20 protein-coding genes are annotated in these 18,909 nt (G+C 51.1%); all 20 read right to left on the bottom strand.

All coding sequences use genetic code 11. From position 1 onward, the window contains the following. Positions 1-22: 22 nt before the first annotated feature. On the bottom strand, positions 23-694 hold the full coding sequence (gene qcrB / locus NYR52_RS07525; protein WP_022738493.1) for a menaquinol-cytochrome c reductase cytochrome b subunit: 672 nt from the start codon (positions 692-694) through the stop codon (positions 23-25). A gap of 26 nt (positions 695-720) precedes the next feature. Further along, on the bottom strand, positions 721-1,218 hold the full coding sequence (locus NYR52_RS07520; protein WP_022738492.1) for a Rieske (2Fe-2S) protein: 498 nt from the start codon (positions 1,216-1,218) through the stop codon (positions 721-723). A gap of 177 nt (positions 1,219-1,395) precedes the next feature. Continuing rightward, entirely contained in the window at positions 1,396-1,866 is a 471-nt protein-coding gene (locus NYR52_RS07515; RefSeq protein WP_259436613.1) for a DUF2487 family protein, read from the bottom strand. A gap of 64 nt (positions 1,867-1,930) precedes the next feature. After that, positions 1,931-2,476 carry a ReoY family proteolytic degradation factor gene (locus NYR52_RS07510; protein WP_022738489.1) on the bottom strand — a complete coding sequence of 182 codons (546 nt, stop codon included), beginning with the start codon at positions 2,474-2,476 and terminating at the stop codon, positions 1,931-1,933. Between the two features lie 123 nt (positions 2,477-2,599). Further along, positions 2,600-3,721, bottom strand: a complete 1,122-nt coding sequence (locus NYR52_RS07505) for a hypothetical protein (protein WP_132220220.1) — start codon at positions 3,719-3,721, stop codon at positions 2,600-2,602. 61 nt (positions 3,722-3,782) lie between these two features. Further along, on the bottom strand, positions 3,783-4,280 hold the full coding sequence (locus NYR52_RS07500; protein WP_132220219.1) for a hypothetical protein: 498 nt from the start codon (positions 4,278-4,280) through the stop codon (positions 3,783-3,785). A 185-nt stretch (positions 4,281-4,465) separates the two neighbouring features. Further along, entirely contained in the window at positions 4,466-5,743 is a 1,278-nt protein-coding gene (aroA, locus tag NYR52_RS07495; protein ID WP_259436612.1) for a 3-phosphoshikimate 1-carboxyvinyltransferase, read from the bottom strand. Positions 5,744-5,866: 123 nt separating this feature from the next. Then, positions 5,867-6,973 (bottom strand): prephenate dehydrogenase, encoded by a 1,107-nt coding sequence (locus NYR52_RS07490; RefSeq protein ID WP_259436611.1) that lies wholly within the window; start codon positions 6,971-6,973, stop codon positions 5,867-5,869. A gap of 6 nt (positions 6,974-6,979) precedes the next feature. Next, on the bottom strand, positions 6,980-8,074 hold the full coding sequence (hisC, locus tag NYR52_RS07485; protein ID WP_132220216.1) for a histidinol-phosphate transaminase: 1,095 nt from the start codon (positions 8,072-8,074) through the stop codon (positions 6,980-6,982). 33 nt (positions 8,075-8,107) lie between these two features. Beyond that, positions 8,108-8,905 carry a tryptophan synthase subunit alpha gene (gene trpA / locus NYR52_RS07480; RefSeq protein WP_259436610.1) on the bottom strand — a complete coding sequence of 266 codons (798 nt, stop codon included), beginning with the start codon at positions 8,903-8,905 and terminating at the stop codon, positions 8,108-8,110. A 2-nt stretch (positions 8,906-8,907) separates the two neighbouring features. Further along, positions 8,908-10,110 carry a tryptophan synthase subunit beta gene (trpB, locus tag NYR52_RS07475; RefSeq protein WP_132220965.1) on the bottom strand — a complete coding sequence of 401 codons (1,203 nt, stop codon included), beginning with the start codon at positions 10,108-10,110 and terminating at the stop codon, positions 8,908-8,910. Then, positions 10,061-10,744 carry a phosphoribosylanthranilate isomerase gene (locus NYR52_RS07470; RefSeq protein WP_259436609.1) on the bottom strand — a complete coding sequence of 228 codons (684 nt, stop codon included), beginning with the start codon at positions 10,742-10,744 and terminating at the stop codon, positions 10,061-10,063. Before NYR52_RS07470 ends, trpB begins: the two co-directional genes overlap by 50 nt. Then, complete coding sequence (gene trpC, locus NYR52_RS07465) at positions 10,741-11,523, bottom strand: indole-3-glycerol phosphate synthase TrpC (protein WP_132220213.1); 783 nt, start codon at positions 11,521-11,523, stop codon at positions 10,741-10,743. Before trpC ends, NYR52_RS07470 begins: the two co-directional genes overlap by 4 nt. Beyond that, positions 11,513-12,541, bottom strand: a complete 1,029-nt coding sequence (gene trpD / locus NYR52_RS07460) for an anthranilate phosphoribosyltransferase (protein WP_259436608.1) — start codon at positions 12,539-12,541, stop codon at positions 11,513-11,515. Before trpD ends, trpC begins: the two co-directional genes overlap by 11 nt. After that, the gene (trpE, locus tag NYR52_RS07455; RefSeq protein ID WP_259436607.1) at positions 12,538-14,064 is read right to left on the bottom strand and encodes an anthranilate synthase component I; all 1,527 of its coding nucleotides are present in this window, start codon (positions 14,062-14,064) and stop codon (positions 12,538-12,540) included. Before trpE ends, trpD begins: the two co-directional genes overlap by 4 nt. 525 nt (positions 14,065-14,589) lie before the next feature. Beyond that, entirely contained in the window at positions 14,590-15,684 is a 1,095-nt protein-coding gene (aroB, locus tag NYR52_RS07450) for a 3-dehydroquinate synthase (RefSeq protein ID WP_259436606.1), read from the bottom strand. Beyond that, complete coding sequence (gene aroC, locus NYR52_RS07445) at positions 15,684-16,844, bottom strand: chorismate synthase (protein ID WP_132220209.1); 1,161 nt, start codon at positions 16,842-16,844, stop codon at positions 15,684-15,686. The genes aroB and aroC overlap by 1 nt, the downstream gene beginning before the upstream one ends. Before the next feature lie 212 nt (positions 16,845-17,056). After that, entirely contained in the window at positions 17,057-17,233 is a 177-nt protein-coding gene (locus NYR52_RS07440) for a hypothetical protein (protein WP_022738470.1), read from the bottom strand. 156 nt (positions 17,234-17,389) lie between these two features. Further along, entirely contained in the window at positions 17,390-17,833 is a 444-nt protein-coding gene (gene ndk, locus NYR52_RS07435) for a nucleoside-diphosphate kinase (protein WP_132220208.1), read from the bottom strand. A gap of 99 nt (positions 17,834-17,932) precedes the next feature. Next, on the bottom strand, positions 17,933-18,904 hold the full coding sequence (locus NYR52_RS07430) for a polyprenyl synthetase family protein (RefSeq protein WP_132220207.1): 972 nt from the start codon (positions 18,902-18,904) through the stop codon (positions 17,933-17,935). Positions 18,905-18,909 lie beyond the last annotated feature (5 nt).

Genomic DNA, 18,909 nt, shown 5'->3' with positions numbered 1-18,909 from the left:
GATCCCTCCTCACGCGTAGACCTTATAGCGGTCCAGAAATGCCCTGACGACGAATGAGAATAAAGTGTACACCCAACAATGCGAGTAACGCAGCTGGGAGGAAGAACACATGTAACGCGAAGAAACGAGCAAGTGTTTGCGCACCTACGATGTCTCCGCCTTGCAGGAAGATAGCGATGTATGGCCCAATCACTGGTACGGATGCGGCAATCTCGACCCCTACCTTGGTAGCGAAGTATGCTTTGTTGTCCCATGGCAAGAGGTATCCTGTAAATCCGAGACCCAGCATAACTGCAAAAATCAACATACCTACAACCCAGTTAAATTCACGCGGGTGTTTATAAGAACCGGTGAAAAAGACACGCAGGGTATGTAGGAACAGCATCACAATAGCGACACTCGCACCCCAATGGTGCATCCCCCGAACGATTGCGCCCATGGCGATTTCGTTCTGCAGGTAGTTTACACTTGCGTGAGCGTTTACAATGTCTGGAACATAATACATCGCCAAGAACATACCGGACAGTATTTGAATAACGACAACAAAAAATGTCAGTCCACCAAAGCAATAAATAAATGCTGAGAAATGGTGGGCAGGGTTAACGTGTTCCGGTACTTCATGGTCGGCGACATCGCGCCAGATCGGCGTAATATCCAGACGCTCGTCCACCCAATCATAGATGGCGCGCAGCATCCGCTACACCTCCGTTTCAAGAGCCATTAAGCTTTCTTTAGTGGTCCGATCAGCAACTTGCCGTTTTCGATCTTGGTTTCATACCGATCCAACGGTTTTGCTGGAGGAGTACCTGGAACATTTGTCCCGTCCTTCGTATATCGTCCAAAGTGGCAAGGACAGAAAAATTCATTTTTGAATTGTGGGTTGGTATTGTAGCTTACGGTACAACCCAAGTGTTTGCACACTGGAGAAAGGGCCAGGATTTCGTTGCCCTCCTTCAATACCCATGCCGTCATGGTTTCCCCTTTTGGTGGTTCATACCAACCATCTTTGCGGTGAATGACGAACTTCACGCTGATGGGGGTATCGGTGATCTCATCTACCTTGAGACCCACATCCAAAAAGTTTCCTGCTTCTCCTTTTTTCAGCATAGGATCCACAGCGAAACGCACCATCGGGAATAGCAGTCCCGAAGCGAGGAAACCGGCTGTCCCACCTAACGTATACGTTAAGAATTGGCGGCGGGAAACTTTCTTACTCACGACTTGTCCGACCTCCTTCTATACGGCTTCAACCGTCCACTCGGACCGGAATCTTTGTTTTGCTAGGACACTGACTATCTTTTACTAGGACATATACATGATAGCGAAAGGTGGGTGATAAAGTCAAGGAACCGCTGTGACTTTGAGCGGACAAAATCGGGACGTTTTAATGACAATTTAAGCATGATTTTGCCACACTTCCAGCACTTTTTGGTAAAGCTGGTCTTTGGCCTGTTCCAAATGCGCCTCGCGCCCCTCCTGTTCGCCCTGTTCAACCGTGTGTTTGATGATGACTAATCCCGTTTTTTCTGCAAACGCTTCCTGCAAATCTTCCATGATGGCCGCGTGAGCCCGGTCCGCAAGCAGAATGAGATAGGTGAAACCAGAGTTGGCCATCTCTTTTATTATTTCATTTATGTAAGGTTTAAACACCTCCGGATTTTGACCAATGTATGAAATGGCGGGTAGCAACAAAAGCCTGCCCCTTAGTTTTTCCTCCAAATCGTTTGCTAATTCGTCGATAAACAAACTTTCATCCACTTGCAACATCTTGCCTGTGAGCCGCACTGTGGATATAGGCAACAAGAGCGTGTCCACATAAGCCGCCACGCTGCCCCATTGTTCCCGGTCGATTCCTTTTAAAATCATGTCCGTTCCTTCTTTCCAAAGAAAAATGCTCAGCTACATGCTGAGCATTATACAGCAAAACATATCAGGACTCCAGTATCTTGACCCATTGTTCGCTGAGCCGTAAAAATGTTTCTTCGTCTCTTGCTTGGAGCGCATGGTCAATCCGCTTGTACAGCTCTTTGCGTTGAAATTCTTTTACCGCTTGGTCTAGGATGATCTCCGCGAACAGACTGAGCAAATGGTCTTGCACCAAGTCATGTTTTTCCATGGGGTTTCCCTCCAATATCGCGGCATATTCGGGACATGCGGCTCGGTCTTTAAAGTGAAGCCCAATATAAACTTCTTCGTTCGGATTCGTTCGGATATCATAAAACGCCGTCTCAACATCTGTACCTACGCGTTTGTTTTTAGTGAATCGAAAGGGAATCATCTTACTGCACTTCGCCGAGATGATCATCGTCTTCGGCAGATGGCGGACATGATCAACGAAATGCACCCTTGAAAGCAACCGTTCATTGGAAGACAAGAATTCAAGCAACCACGCAGCTTCTTTTTTTTGCAGCTCATAACGATTCAAGAACCAACGAATAAACTCTTTTTTCTCTTGAATAGTAACGCTGCTCTCCATTCTTACCCCTCACCTACTAAATTATTTGAATATTTAGTCTATTGCTGGGTTATGTTACGCAGAAACATCGGTTAGTTTCTGGTAACAATATAATTCGACTGATTTCGCCTGTTTTCCTGCTCGTCAGCCTAATTTCAAAAATCGATCTTCGATGACTTTTTCCCTAAACGCAGTGATCCCCCGCAACCATTTGGCCCCCATCGGAGTCAGTGACAGGTAATGCACTTCCCCGTCCACCCCTTCTCGCAAAACACCCAGATGCACCAGCATGCGCACCACTTTGTCAAACAAGCTTTCTTTCGTCTCATAATAGTATGGAGCCAACCATGGATCAACCGCTTGGTAAACCACTTCCGTCATCATCCACCCCGGATGGCACAAAGAGCTGATCCAACGAAGGATGATAGGAAGGTGCGGAATGGGTTTGCGGTACAACCGGATGAAAAACCTGACCATTTCTTTGCCTACTTCTTCTTGTTGATTTGTTTTCCCGCTTTTTTCTACGTTCAAACGCAAATAACCCTCTCGATCTTCTATAATATAACCTTGATAAAAAGCATAATCGTACAAGAAGGAAAAACGATCAGGATACTGATGGTATCTTCTGCCAAAGCCAAACCTGGGTCCCTTTTCAGTAATCGGCTTTTCTTCAATGGCCATCTTTTGCAAAATATACTTCTGCTGTTGTTTGTAGATGGACCCATCCACTGTCAGCCGAATGTCCTCCTTGCCCAAAATATCGAGAAACAGTCGCAAATCCTCCATCATTTGCCCCTGCTCATCCCGATAAAACGACGGCTTCGACATCAACCGGAAATGGGGTTGCACATAAGGTTCCAAAAAAATGTCACACATCTGTTTGCCCAGATCAGATGGCAAATGGTAGAGGTATTGCGTCCGATGCGAATACCCTGGAAACAGCCAACCCCGCTTTAAGGCACCGACAACCAATGACCGCGGCTCCCCATCCATTCCGTCCAGTGCCGCTCTCCCTTTGGCCAATAACTCCTCAAATGTGTACGCCGGGCTTTGGTCAAACACGAGCAGTTGCAAAAACCGTTGCTCAGCTTGCGACAATGTGCTGATTTGGGAACGCAACTGGTTTTTCTTGCCGAATTGTTGCAACAAGGCGCAGATCAAATCATTTTTGGAATGCTGATTATTTGTTTGACAACCATAAAACCGGGTCAATTGTTTCAATTGTTCAATATCGGCATAGGTTAACCAATCTGCAATCCTCACCATCTTCCCATCCTCTCGTTTCTGTCATTATTCCTATTTTTGACAAAACGAGAGCGAGATAGACTTAAGTGGTTGAAGAAGGCAACTTTTTTTCTTCCCTCTGCGCCTGCCCGAGGTGACGGGGTTCATCCTCCCTCACATAAAATAAACGCCCGAGGATGAACATGCCTAGCAGCATGCCAAACAATTCAAAGGAGGTAAAAATCCTTCCGGGAAGAAACAGCGCCAACATATCATCCAACAAGCCTTGCCAATCTCGAATGATCTGCTCGAGCCACTGGGGAAACGGCAGGAAGAATGTCCCGTGCAACAGCCCGAAGGTGCCGATCATCTGGGCCGGGGTGAGGGCGTGCGCATGTTTGGCGGCGGAACCCAATCCCATATAGAGCAGGCACGTGCCCACTCCTATTATGATGGCCGTCCATTCCCCCATTTTTTCCGAAAGCAAGGGATTGGGATACCACATGGAAATCATCCAGGGAAAGAAGCCGTTTTTCAAAGCGATTAATATCCCCACCACTAGCAGGATTTCACAGCCCAACCGGCTCATGTGCTTGACCATCGGAAACCACCTCACCCCACTTTTATGAATCTAATCCACAAAAAAGAACCGCTCTATGTGAGAGCGGCTTTGCACAGGACGTACAATATTGGATAGGAGTGGAGAGAAACCATACTGTATATCCAATTATACGACTGGAGCAGGACAAGGTCAATCTTTTTTTGCAATTTTCTGATTGATATTTTCTATAACTGCGCAATTAGACCCGCAAAACCAGGGAAAGAAACATCAATGGCTTCCGTCCCTTCCACCACTACATCACCAGACGCGGCAAATCCGGCAATCGCCATGGCCATGCCGATGCGATGGTCCCCATGGCTGTGGCAATGTCCACCACTGAGTTGCGTTCCCCCTTCAATTATCAGTCCATCTTCCGTCTCTTCCACGGACGCCCCCAGTTTTCTCAATTCCTTCGCGGTGGTTGCGATTCGGTTGGTCTCTTTGACTTTTAACTCTTGCGCATCCTTAATCACCGTCGTGCCGTGGGCTTGCGTCGCAACCACTGCCAAAATGGGAATTTCATCAATCAAGCGCGGAATCAATGCTCCCCCGATCTCCACTCCATGCAGGTTATTACATGAGACCGTCACATTGCCGACCGGTTCATTGCACCAATGAGCAGTGATCTCTGTATGCACCTCGGCACCCATCATCCGCAAAGCATCCAATATGCCTGTTCGCGTTGGATTGAGGCCAACATGTTCCACTGTGACTCGGCTACCTGGTACCATCAATGCCGCTACCAGGATGAAAGCAGCCGACGAAATGTCACCAGGCACCCGCACCTTGGTTCCGGTCAGCGTTTGACCCCCTTTGAGCCTCACTTCCGTCCCCTTCGCCTCTAGTTCCACTCCAAACCCAGGCAACATGCGTTCTGTATGATCCCGCGATTGGGATGGTTCACGCACAACCGTGTCCCCTTCGGCATTTAACCCCGCCAACAGCAGACAAGATTTCACCTGCGCGCTGGCCACGGGACTTTCATATGTGATCCCCTGCAACTCGCCACCCCTCACACCAATGGGGGTGAACCGGCCTTCTTCCCGGCCGTCAATGCGCGCGCCCATCTTTCTTAACGGATCCACAACCCGCTTCATGGGTCGCCTAGCGATGGACTCGTCACCGATCAAAGTGGAATAGATCGGCACTCCAGAAAGGATACCCAACATCAATCGGATTGTCGTACCGGAGTTGCCTACATCCAGTGGGGACGTCGCTTCTTTCAACCCTTCAAAACCGCGCCCGCGCACACGAACCGCCGTTTCGGACAAACGTTCGATCTCCACGCCCATCTGCTGAAAACAGCGGATGGTGCTCAAGCAATCCGCTCCGGGCAAAAAACCTTCAATCTCTGTCGTTCCATTGGCCACCGCGCCAAACATGATGGAGCGGTGGGATATAGATTTGTCTCCCGGCACGGTGACAGTAGCGCGAAACGGTTTGCGCTGTGATGTACGAATCATGGATGATACCTCCCTTTGTTTATCTGTCAACTCTGTTTTTTTGTGCTACGGCGCGTCTCATGATGTCAACGGCACACTTCCAAGCCGATTAGTACATGCGGCGGGTTGCGCCTTTTACCGTCATCACGTTCTGTCAGCGTGCACGGCGTATCCGGCCTCTTTAAGGCAAGCCACCGCCCGCTTGAAATCATGCTCTTTTTTATAAGTCAGTTTCAACACGCCGGGCAACTCTTCACGATTGTTCAACACTTCAATGTTGCTGATATTGACGCCCTGCTCACTTAGGATCGCAGTGACGCGCGCAATCTCCCCGGGCACGTCCGGAATATCGAGCCAACATTCATACACAGGCGCGAGCAAGCCCTTTTTACGGTCAGGCAATTGCGCACGTAACCGCTTCGATCTCGCGAAAAAAGCTTCAATCCGATCCCCATCCCCCTCGTGGATGGCATCGCGCATATGGTTGATCTGCAACATCCAATCATCGAGCAGGTGGATCAACTCTTCCCGGTTTGAGAGCAGGATATCCCGCCACATGACTGGATGGCTGGCGCCGATCCGCGTCAAACTACGGAATCCGCCCGCCGCCAGCCGATGAAACCACTCGTTTTGCTCATTGTAATCGCCGACCATATTGACAAGCCCCGCAGCGATGATGTGCGGCAAATGACTGATGGCTCCCACCACTCGGTCATGGTGAACCGGATCCATGATCACCAATTCTGCTTTGGTCGCCAAATGCAAGAGGCGACTCAGCTTTTGCACAGCCAGCAAAGACGTATCGGGATCCGGGGTCAACACATAATAGGCGTTTTCAAACAGTAGGGAATGAGCTGCTTTCATGCCCGAGCGATGCGAACCGGCCATCGGATGCCCACCGATAAAGATGACGTCTTGCTGCTTTAATTTTTGGGCGTGTGCGACGATTTCCGATTTGGTGCTTCCCACATCGGTGACAATACAAGCGGCTTTCAACGGTAAGCTGGTCAACCGATCGATCGTCTCTTTGATCGCTCCAACCGGCAACGCGATAATGATAATATCCGCTTCACAAACCGCTTCTGCCAAATCGGTTGTCGCTTCATCGACCGCCCCTAACGTCGCGGCCAAGGCCAAGTCCTCGTCAGAACGGTCATAACCGATCACCATGGCATCTGTTCGTTCCTTCAATCCCAGCGCTAGCGATCCGCCTATCAATCCGGTTCCCAATACGGCTATGCGATCTGGCATGCTGTGTCACTTCCCTCTCTTCTGTAAAAATGCGTGTAACTCTTCCAAGAAACGTTCATTCTGTTCCTTTTTCCCGACCGTTACGCGGATGTGTTCAGGGAAGCCCAAGTGTGCTCCGGAGCGGACGATCACACCTTGGTGCAACAAATGCTGAAACACTTCGTCAGCGGAGTGCCCCGTATCGACCAAGATGAAGTTGCCGTGAGCCGGGAAATAAGAAAGGCCCCACTCATCAAACTTCTCAGTCATCTGTTTGATCCCCATCCGGTTTTGGTTGCGGCAGTACAAGACAAATGCCTCATCCTCTATAGCCGCCGCCGCGGCTTTTTGCGCCAAGCGATTCACGTTAAACGGCTCACGCACCCGTTCGAGTTCAGCGATGACATCGGGATGGGCGATGCCATAACCGACCCGGAAGGCGGCAAGCCCATATATTTTGGAAAACGTGCGCAAAATGATGATCTGCGGATTGTAATCCAACAGAGAAATAGAGTCGGGATAAGTCGAATCCGTCACATATTCATAGTAGGCTTCATCCAAGACCACCAACACATGCGGCGGAATCCGATCCAGAAAATCACTTAACGCATCCTGGCCGACAATCGTGCCTGTCGGATTGTTAGGATTGCAGATCCAGACGAGCCGTGTCTTCTCGGTAATCGCTGCGAGCATACCCTCCAAATCGTGCACACCTTCGCGCAATGGCACAACGACGGGAACTCCTCCTTCGATTCGCGTCACCGTGTCATAACGGGGAAAGGTGAAATCAGCCATCACCGACTCCGCCCCCGGTTCAAGATACGTCCGGGCAAGCATTTGTACGATTTCATCAGAGCCGTTGCCAAAAATCAAGCGGCGCGGATCCACTTCCAGATGCTCCGCCAGCTTCTCCCGCAGTTCTGGGGCGGCTCCTTCAGGATAATATTGAAATTCCCCTTTGATTTCCTCCAAAGCTTTCCACACCCGCGGAGAGCATCCAAACGGGTTCTCGTTGGAAGCGAGCTTGATCACATCTTCCAACCCCAACTCCCGCTTGACCTCTTCGAGCGACTTGCCAGGCTTGTACAAGGGAAGACCCCTCACCGATGCTTTTGGTTGCATATCTATGCTCCTCTCATCCCTTTTCCACTTATCTTACTCTGATTTCAACTGTCTGACAAATCGTGAGAAAGAGGCCAGCGCATGGTCGATTCGGTTCGGATCAAGCAAATCGGAACGGCATTCCTCTATTTTCCCAACCAGCGCGCTCCCCACCACGACGGCGTCGGCATGACGGCGAAAACGTTGCACATGCTCTCCAGTGGAGATACCAAACCCCACCGCCGTTGGTACGGGGCTCGCCGCTCGCACCGTATCCAAAAACGCTTCTACATCATCAGCGAAATACTGTCTCATACCGGTTGTACCCAAGGAGGAGACGCAATACACAAAGCCCTCCGCATCAGCCACAATCTGCTCGATCCGCTCCTTTGACGTCGGCGTTACAAGCGGAATGATGGGAAAAGCACATCGATTGCCAATCCGCCTGAGCGGTGCGCTTTCTTCATGGGGAAGATCAGGCACAATCAATCCTGCAAATCCGCTTGCTTTCGCATCTTCCACCAAGGCCTCCACCCCATGGTGCAACACGGGATTAAAGTAAGTGAACAGGATCAAAGGAGTGTGAAAGCCTTCTGCATGCAACTCTTCGCCTAATCGCAACACGTCTTGGAGCGTGACACCCTTTTTGAGCGCTCGTTCAGACGCTACTTGGATTACCGGCCCATCCGCCATCGGATCGGAAAACGGAACACCCAGCTCGATCGCTGCCGCCCCTTCTTCCTGTAACAAACGAAGAATTCGCTTGGTCACCTCCAACGAGGGATCTCCCGCCATGATAAAAGGAATAAAATATTGCTCTGCTTTCCGCAATCTTACATCCAGCGCCGTCATCCTCACTCCACCTCCATCGCTTGGCGTATGGTTTCCACATCTTTATCGCCGCGTCCGGACAGGCAAATCAACACAATGTCTCCTTTGCGCCGCATTTTAGCCAGCTTGACCCCTTCCGAAATGGCATGAGCTGATTCCAGCGCCGGCAAAATTCCTTCCGTCCGGCATAGAAGCTGCACCGCTTCAATCGCTTCAGCATCTGTCGCCGACGTATATCGCACCCGGCCGCTATTTTTCAGATATGCATGTTCCGGCCCCACACCAGGGTAATCCAATCCGGCGGAAATAGAGTGGGCTGGCAAGATGCGCCCCGCTTCATCCTGCAAAAAATAACTGTACATGCCATGTAGCACTCCCGGTCGGCCTTTGGTCAGAGATGCCGCATGGTAATCGGTTCCAATGCCTTGCCCTGCCGCCTCTACACCATGCAATTTCACCTTCCACTCATCCAAGAAAGCGGCGAACATGCCAATCGCATTGCTACCGCCGCCCACGCACGCCACTACATCTTCCGGCAACTTTCCTTCCCGTTCTAACATTTGTTGCCTAGCCTCATCACCGATAACGCGTTGGAAGAACTTCACTATCGCCGGATAGGGGTGAGGACCCACAGCGGAACCCAATAAGTAAAAGGTGCTGTCCACCTCCGCCACCCAACGGCGCAACGCTTCATTGGTGGCATCTTTGAGAGTGCGTGTACCAGACGTGACTGGAATCACTTTTGCTCCCAAAAGCTCCATGCGAAACACGTTGAGCTGTTGACGACGCACATCCTCCTCACCCATATACACTTCACATGCCAGTCCCAACAAAGCGGCGGCAGTCGCTGATGCCACGCCATGTTGACCCGCTCCGGTTTCGGCGATCACTTTCCTTTTGCCCATCCGCTTGGCCAACAAAGCTTGCCCTAAGGCATTATTGATTTTGTGGGCTCCCGTGTGGTTCAAATCTTCCCGTTTCAAGTAGATTTTAGCTCCGCCGATCTCCTCCGTCAGGCGAGAGGCAAACGTCAAGGCAGTTGGCCGCCCCGAATAATGACGCAACAAGTTCTTGTATTCCATAATAAATCCCTCGTCACGCACCGCTTCTGCAAATCCTTGCTCAAGTTCCGCCAAGGCCATCATCGTTGTCTCCGGCACGAAGCGCCCCCCGAACTCACCGTATCTCCAAGACGCCCTCCGTTCCTCCGCCGCGCTCTTCCTCATCACCACTCGCCATCACCCTTTCCACAAATCGGTTTATCAACAGGCCGTCTTTGCGGCCATCCGTCTCAATGCCGCTGGACACATCTACCCCATCTGGGCCGTATCTCCCGATCAAGGCGCCTACATTGCCAGGATGCAATCCACCGGCCACCCACACAGGGAGGCCATACGCTTTTGCCGCTTCCTGCCACTGGAGAATTCCTGTCCAGTCGAATGATTTGCCAGAGCCACCTTGGGCCGAATCCAGCAGGATACAGTCAATCCATGGCGCATAATCCGGCAGCCCTGCTTCTGACACCGGTCTCGCTGAAGCGTCAAACACCTTGCAGAGACGGATCCCCACCATCTTTTTCAATGTTTCGCAATAAGCAGGAGGCTCGGTTCCATGCAACTGCAACACATCAAACGAATATCGGGTTTGCCATGTTACAGCAACCGCAAGGGGGGCATCTTTCAACACAGCCACCTTTTTTATGCCTGCCGGCACGGCTGACAACATTTCCGGCAAATGGTCTAAGGAAACTGTCCGCCGCCGGCCGGGGACCATGACGAATCCGATCAACTCGATAGGGAGCCCAGATACCAAGCGCACGTCTTCCACCGTTTGAAACCCGCACAACTTAATACCCGTCATGCCGACCCCGCCTGCTTCAACTCTGAGAGCGCTCGCACTGGATCCGCTTGACGCATCAGATATTCACCAACCAATATCCCTTTAACGCCTGCTTCGCGCATCCGTTTGGCATCTTTGGGCGCATGGATTCCGCTTTCGCCGATGACGGGAAGGTGGGTCGGGAGGAGCGGCCGCAATCGTTCTGTCACGGCCAAGTCCGTCTCAAAGGTCACTAAATTACGGTTATTGATGCCGATCACATCCGCCTGGCAAGCGAGTGCATCATCGATCTCCCGTTCATCATGGATTTCAACCAACACTTCCATTCCCAAGCGGTGAGCCGTTTCACTGAGTAGCTGTAGCCGCTCTCTGTCAAGCGCGGCCACGATCAACAAGATGGCGTCGGCGCCGATTAACTTGCTTTCCAAGACTTGAAGCGGATCAATGATAAAATCTTTGCGCAAGACGGGCAAAGCAACGCGTTTTTTTACTTTCACCAAGTTGGAAGCAGAGCCTTTGAAAAAAACGGCATCCGTCAACACGGAGATGGCATTGGCTCCGCCTTCCTCATAAGCGATAGCAATCGGAACCGGGTCCACCTGTTCGCGAATAATGCCTTTTGACGGAGACGCCGGTTTGATCTCGGCGATTACTCCCAATTCCTTTTCGGCACACAAACATTCTGCCAAGGAAATCCCTTTCGGCATCCGCTCCGCCTGTTCCCAACGCTCTTTCGTATAGCGCTGGGTCAACTGTGTCACTTCCAACCGCTTTTGGGTGAGAATCTTATCAAGAAACATGGGCAACCTCCTTTGACAAGCGAATCACTTCTGCCAGCTTGCGGCAAGCTGCCCCGGAACGGATGATCCGCAACGCTTCTTTGACTCCCTCAGACAGTGTGGGGGCTTTTCCTGCCAAGTATAAAGCTGCGCCTGCGTTCAAAGCCACAATATCGCGCGGTCCGCCCGTAATCCGCCCATCAAAAATGCCCCGTATCAACGCCGCATTCTCGTCCGGTGTGCCACCGCTTAAGGTTTCGCGCGCCACTCTCTCCAAACCCAACGCTTCCGGTGATACCTCATAAGTCGTCACGTGCCCGTCCTTTAATTCGGACACTTTCGTCTCCGCTGCATTGGTCAGTTCATCCATGCCATCCAATCCTGCCACAACCATGGCGCGTTTGATACCCAACCGTTGCAACACATAGGCGACTGGCTCCGTCAAATCCACATCATACACGCCAACCAATTGCACATTCACACCAGCTGGATTGCACAAAGGGCCTAAAAGATTAAAAAACGTACGAAATCCCAATTGCTTGCGGGTTGGCATCACATGTTTCATCGCCGGATGATACAATTGAGCGAACAAAAACGCCAATCCCGTCTGTTCTAGCAGTCGGTTGGCTTCCTCCGGTGCGAGTCGGATCTGCACCCCCAACGCTTCCAGTACATCGGCGCTCCCGCTCTGACTCGAGGCAGCCCGGTTTCCGTGTTTTACCACTGGGACCCCGCCTGCGGCTACAACAAAGGCTGCAGCCGTTGAAATATTGAAAGCCTTTTTGCCAGAACCTCCTGTGCCGCAAGTATCCACCGCATCGGCAAACCGCAACGGCAGGGGCACCGCTAAGGAACGCATTGCTTGCGCAAATCCAAGAAGTTCGTTCTCCGTTTCTCCTTTCATCCGCAACGAGGTGAGTAAGCTGGCGATTTGAACCGGCGTTGCGTTTCCCTCCATCATACATTCCATCGCCTGTCTCGCTTCTGCCGTTGTCAAATGCTCCCCTGCAACGACTTTTTTCACCAAGTTCGCGATCATCTCAACGCCTCCATGAATTCGCTCTGTTTAGCCATTGCCAACGCCGTCAACATTCCCTTGGCTTTGTGCGACGTTTCCAAGTATTCGCCGATCGGGTTTGAATCGGCCACAATGCCCGCACCTGCTTGCACAGTGGCACACTGATCCTGAAAATGAATGGTACGGATAGCGATACACGAATCAAGATTACCTGTGAAGCTCAAGTACAAAATCGCTCCACCATAGATGCCGCGCGGTTCGGGCTCAAACTGGCGAATCAGCTCCATGGCCCTGATTTTGGGCGCACCAGACAACGTCCCCGCAGGGAAACAAGCTTGAAAAGCTTCCAGTGCGTGTACTCCTTCTTTCAGAGTCGCCTCCAGATGAGAAACCAGATGCATAACATGGGAATATTTCTCGATGACCATCCGCTCCCGGACGCGCACAGCACCATATTCCGCCACACGTCCCAAATCATTGCGGCCCAAATCAAGCAACATTACATGCTCGGCGATTTCTTTTTCATCGTTGAGCAACTCGTCCATCAGCTCCTGATCTTCACGTTCGTTTTGGCCACGTGGACGTGTTCCAGCGATAGGGCAGATTTCCGCCAGACGGTCGGTCACACGGATGATGCGTTCAGGAGAAGTCCCTACCACCTGTTCCTTACCCAACCGCAGATAGTACATATAAGGAGAGGGGTTGAGCACCCGCAGAATGCGGTAAACGCGGAACGGATCTGGCGCGTGGGGCTGGGTAAATTTTCGGGACAGCACCACTTGGAAAATGTCTCCCTCCCGAATGTGCTCTTGTGCTTGCCTCACCAGCTCCATGTATTCTTCCTTGCCGATATTGGCAAATTCTTCGCTCGATTGGGAATCAGGCGATATGTCATGCTTAAAAGATAACTCCCCGCCCGCATGCCCTTGCAACGTCTCTACACACCAAGTTTCCAACTCCTCGACCGCCCGCCGGTAACTCTCCGACAGCGGAACCTCTGCTAACGCACCGTCAGTCAGTGCCAGATGTTGCACAAAAGTGACGGTCTGCTTCAGGTGATCAAAAATGATCAACCGATCCGCAACCATAAGATGAAAATCATAATGTTGCGTCTCTGCGGTTGGATGAGTGATCGGGCGAGTTGGTTCAATAAACCGAACAGCCTCATATCCGACATAACCCACCGCGCCGCCGAGAAAAGGGGGAAGATGGGCATATTTCGGAGCTTGGAATTGACTGAACCACTCCTTTAAAAACTGCATCGGATGCGTGATGTCCAAGGTGCGACACCCTTGCACATCTTCTATCACTACCTGATTGCCTTTGCATTTCAGCACACACATCGGCTCGGCTCCAATCATGGAGTAACGTGCCCATCGTTCGCCGCCTTCCACACTTTCCAACAAAAAAGCGTAAGGGTCATCTTTCACCCGTTCAAACAGCCGGATCGGCGTCTCCGTATCAGCTACCACGGTCTTGCATATGGGAATAAAAGAATAAGAAGAAGAAAAAGATTGGCATTCTTCATACGTGGGGTAAATCATGGATAGCTCCCTCCTTCTCGATGATGAGAAGGGAGAAAAGGATATAGAGAGGGTGTAACACAAATAAAAAAGTCAAAGCACGCGAGCTCTGACTGAAGTCATCATATTCTTCATCATTTGGCTCAGCTCAACTACGCTATATCCTATTCTCCACTCAACTCTGCTCTCAATTAACTCAACAATTCACTCAAACTAACCTGATCTTATCAAGACTTTATCCGAGTTCCCACAGAATGTCAACCCACGTCGAAAAAAAGGACAGGCCTCTTTGATAAACGGCCCGTCCTTTAAGCAAGATATTTGAACGCATAGCGACTGGGAGATTTACTCAAACCGGGCGCCAATCGCAGAATAAATACGGACAATCCTAAAAAAGACAGTGATTTTGCCCGCTCCTGCGTTTGGAGACGGAGTCACTTCCCGACAAGCGACAAAGGAGCGCAAATTCACACATCCGCTCCAAAATTTTTTAGACAACAAGCTCACAGATCAGGCCTCGTTGATGCACGACTGCCCTTGTTTCATTTACTGTGTCGAAATCTCCTTCAATGTTTGTACGATTTCGGCTTCCTCGATTCCACGCACCATCTCTACCTGTCCCAGCTTGCGCGACAATACAAAGGTATACTGGCCACCGCGCGCTTTTTTATCCTTTTTCATCGCCTCCAACAGGGCAGGCAACGGCCAATTTTCTGCATAGCGGATCGGCAAGCACAAGCGGCGGAGCAACTGTTCCGTCCGATCAACCAATTCGCCCGGTGCGCCCAGCAAACGGACACTTAATCGCGACGCGCCGGCCATGCCGATCGCTACCGCTTCACCGTGAGTGTACACACGATACCTCGAAACTGCCTCTAACGCATGGCCGATGGTATGTCCATAATTGAGAATTGAACGGATGCCCAATTCTTTCTCATCTTGCGACACCACGGCGGATTTCACCTTGCAACCACGATAAATCGCTTCCGTCAGACGCTCGGGGGACAGCGCAAGCAATTCCTCGGCATGGGCTTCCAACCACTCCACAAACGAGACATCCCAGATCAGCGCATGCTTCGCCACTTCCGCCAGTCCGGAATGCACTTGGCGCGCTGGCAACGAGCGCAACACATCGACATCAAAAACGACCATCAGCGGTTGGTGAAATGCTCCGATATAATTCTTACCCAAGGCATGATTGACGCCTACTTTCCCACCCACGCTACTGTCATGCGCCAACAAGGTGGTCGGCAACTGGATGAAAGGGATGCCCCGCATATAGGTGGCAGCAACAAACCCGGCCAAATCCCCCACTACACCGCCGCCCAAAGCCAGCACAACGCTACCGCGGTCAAGGCCGAACTGCAAGCAATCACCAATCACTCGCTCAACCACGCTTAAATTTTTGCTCTCTTCGCCGGCAGGAAAAACCGTCATCCCTATCTGATATCCTTCCGCACGCAATGACGCTTGGAGTGCCTGGCCATACAAGGGAGCGACAGAGCTATCAGTAATCACCATCAGCTTGCGGTCCTTTTCGACACCCACTTCCTTCATCAGGCGAGGCAACATCTGGTAGGTGCCCCGGCCGATATGAATGGGGTAACACTGATTAGACGTGTTCACCGTCAAAGTGCGCATCAGAATCTCAACACCCTTTCACGGTAACGATTCAGTTGTTCTTTCAACTCATCCAATGTATCAGCTGGAAATTTCTCAAGTAGCGCACAGGCAATTTCCCAGGCCACGACATTCTCCGCCACGACACACGCCGCTGGAACCGCACAGCTGTCCGACCGCTCAATGCTAGCGGCGAAAGGCTCTTTGCTATCGATATCCACACTATTCAGCGGTTTGTATAGGGTAGGAATGGGCTTCATCACCCCGCGAACGACAATCGGCTCTCCTGTGGTCATCCCTCCTTCAAAGCCGCCCAATCGATTAGTGCGGCGAGTGAAACCAGTAGCTTCCGACCATTCGATTTCATCATGCACTTCGGAGCCTGGGCGGTGAGCCGCTTCAAAGCCAATGCCGAACTCAACTCCCTTAAAGGCGTTGATGCTCACAATCGCTTGCGCAATGCGCGCGTCCAATTTGCGATCCCAATGTACGTGGCTACCTAGCCCCACCGGAACGCCTTCCACGATGACTTCCACAATGCCCCCCAGGGAGTCGCCCTCTTTTTTGGCTTGGTCAATGAGTGCCATCATCTGTTGTTCAGCATGGGGATCCAAGCAGCGCACAGGGGATTCCTCTGCACGCGCAGTCCACTCTTCCCACGGCAAATCCAGCCGCTTCGCTTCGACACTGCCAATGCGTAGCACATGGCCGCCCACACGGATATCGCACGCTTCCAAGATCAATCGCGCCACGGCACCTGCAGCCACTCGCATCGTCGTCTCTCGCGCGCTGGAACGTTCCAGTACATCGCGCATATCACGGTGATCATATTTGATCGCACCGTTTAAATCGGCATGCCCGGGACGGGGCCGCGAGATGCGACGTTTTTCTGCTTCTTCTGGAAGGGGGTCAATGCTCATCACTTTTTTCCAATGGGTCCAGTCTTTATTCTCAACCACCAACGCCACCGGGGCACCTGTCGTCTCACCGAAACGAACGCCGGATAAAATTTGCACTTGGTCTTTCTCAATCTGCATCCGACGCCCGCGGCCATACCCTTTTTGGCGGCGCGCCAGTTGATGGTCAATTTTCTTTTTGTCAAAAGGAACATGGCTTGGTAAGCCTTCCACAATCAATGTCAATTGAGGGCCGTGTGACTCTCCCGCCGTTAAATACCTCATCTCTCATCGTCCTCTCCTAATCTAAGCTCACACATGAAACAAACAATAAAAAATTTGTTAGTAATCATACCATAGTTTCGATCAGTTAAAAATAAGATTTAATAAAAATCACCCGGTTCCGCATGGAACCGGGTGATTGTAAAATCCCGACGAGCCTGCTTTCTAACCTTCGCTCGCGGGTGCCTTGTCGCGGCATGGTGAGCACCTATAGCTCACTCGCCGCCCACGCTTTGCCGAACAGCATGCTCCCAACTTGGGTAATAATAAAGCGCGCTTTGCATCAAGTCGGGATCGGCTTGCTTCACTTTCTTTTTTCCGAGCGGCTGGCCGTTTTCTGCCATTTGTCTGATTTTGGCCGCCACTTCATCTACGCTGAGTGGAATATCCAATCTGCATTCCCCCTTTGCTAAGTTAACATCCAGTCTGGACAAAACTTGAGGGAAATAGACGGTATTTTCCATTATTTCAACCGCACTTAAAAGAGCGCGACACACGGATGGCAAACAAAAGCGCGGCCTATTGGCCGCGCCTCATGTCGAGGAACATTAGATCCAGCGATTGATCGTTTTTTCGTATTCGTTCACATCTGCTTCATTGAACCACAGCGCGATCTCCCGCTCTGCGCTTGTCGGAGAATCGGAGCCATGCACGATGTTCATCGCAACATTCACGCCAAAATCACCGCGAATGGTTCCTGGCAGAGCATCAGCAGGATTGGTTTTGCCCATCATTTGACGAGCAGTAGCGATCACGTTGTTCCCTTGCCACACCATCGCGAACACAGGGCCGGATGTGATAAAATCAACCAGTTCTCCAAAGAACGGTCTCTCTTTATGTTCAGCGTAATGCTCTTCAGCCAATTCACGGGAAACGGTCATCAATTTAGCACCGACTAACTGAAAACCTTTTTTCTCAAATCGAGCAACAATTTCACCAATTAGCCCACGTTGCACTCCGTCAGGCTTCACCATGATAAATGTTTTCTCCATACCCGTTGTTCCTCCACTTCATGCTATGTATCAGTTCACACCGATTGGTGCATGAAAATTGTAACAGGAATGGGATGTAAACGCAACCATCCCCATGACTCAATAGGAACGGCGCAAAATAAATTCCGCAATCATTCGGAGAGATTCCCGTTCAGCCGTGGCGGGCAGTTTTTCCAGACAGCTAAAAGCTTTGTCCATATACCTGCGCGACAAGTCCATGGTATATTCAATCCCACCGCTGGTCCGGATCATATCGAGAATCTCTTTAAGCGATCCTGACTCCCCTTTGGAACGCAGGTAAGTGAGAATCGCCTGCCTGATTTCCTCCGAGCCATGGTTCAGCGCATAGATGACCGGCAATGTCACATTGCCTTGCTCCAGATCGCTCCCGGCTGGCTTACCCAATGTTTTCTCATCCCCCATGAAATCAAGCACGTCATCAGTCAACTGAAAAGCCATTCCCACGTAATAACCGTACGCAGTAACGGCCCGTTCCAAAGCAGGGGGAACATCAGAGACCATCGCTCCCAGTTGGCAGCTGGTTGCCATAAGCAAAGCCGTCTTTCTTTTGATCCGGTGCAAATACTTTTTCAAACTCAACACTTCGCTGAATAGATCCTCGATTTGCGCAATCTCCCCCAAGCACATGCGAATCATGGCTGTTGCCAGTCTTTCCTGCACGGGATACTCCCCCAAAGCCGTCAGTTCCTTTAATGCACAGGCCAAAATGTAATCACCGGTATACATGGCAATCCGGTTGTCCCATTCTTCCTTGACCGTTTTACGGCCGCGGCGGGTTTCCGCATTGTCGATCACATCGTCATGCACGAGGGTGGCCATGTGGATCAACTCCAATGCTACGGCCACTTTTTGCAACTGCTCAAAATCATAGGAACCGAACGAACCGGCCAGCAACACAAAGACGGGGCGCACCCGTTTCCCCCCCGCTTCCAGCAGGTGGTTGGAGGTCTTGCGCAACATGTCGTGATCGGTGTGGATGGCACAGGCCAGCGCTCGCTCGATCTGTGCTAACTCCTTTTTTTTCTCTTCATATATTTCTTGTAGATTCATTATCC

The organism is Laceyella sacchari (genome assembly GCF_024927925.1).
GTDB classification, from domain to species: Bacteria; Bacillota; Bacilli; order Thermoactinomycetales; family Thermoactinomycetaceae; genus Laceyella; species Laceyella sacchari.
The sequence above is the reverse complement of the archived record's forward strand: the minus strand, read 5'-3'. Positions and strand labels throughout refer to the sequence as shown.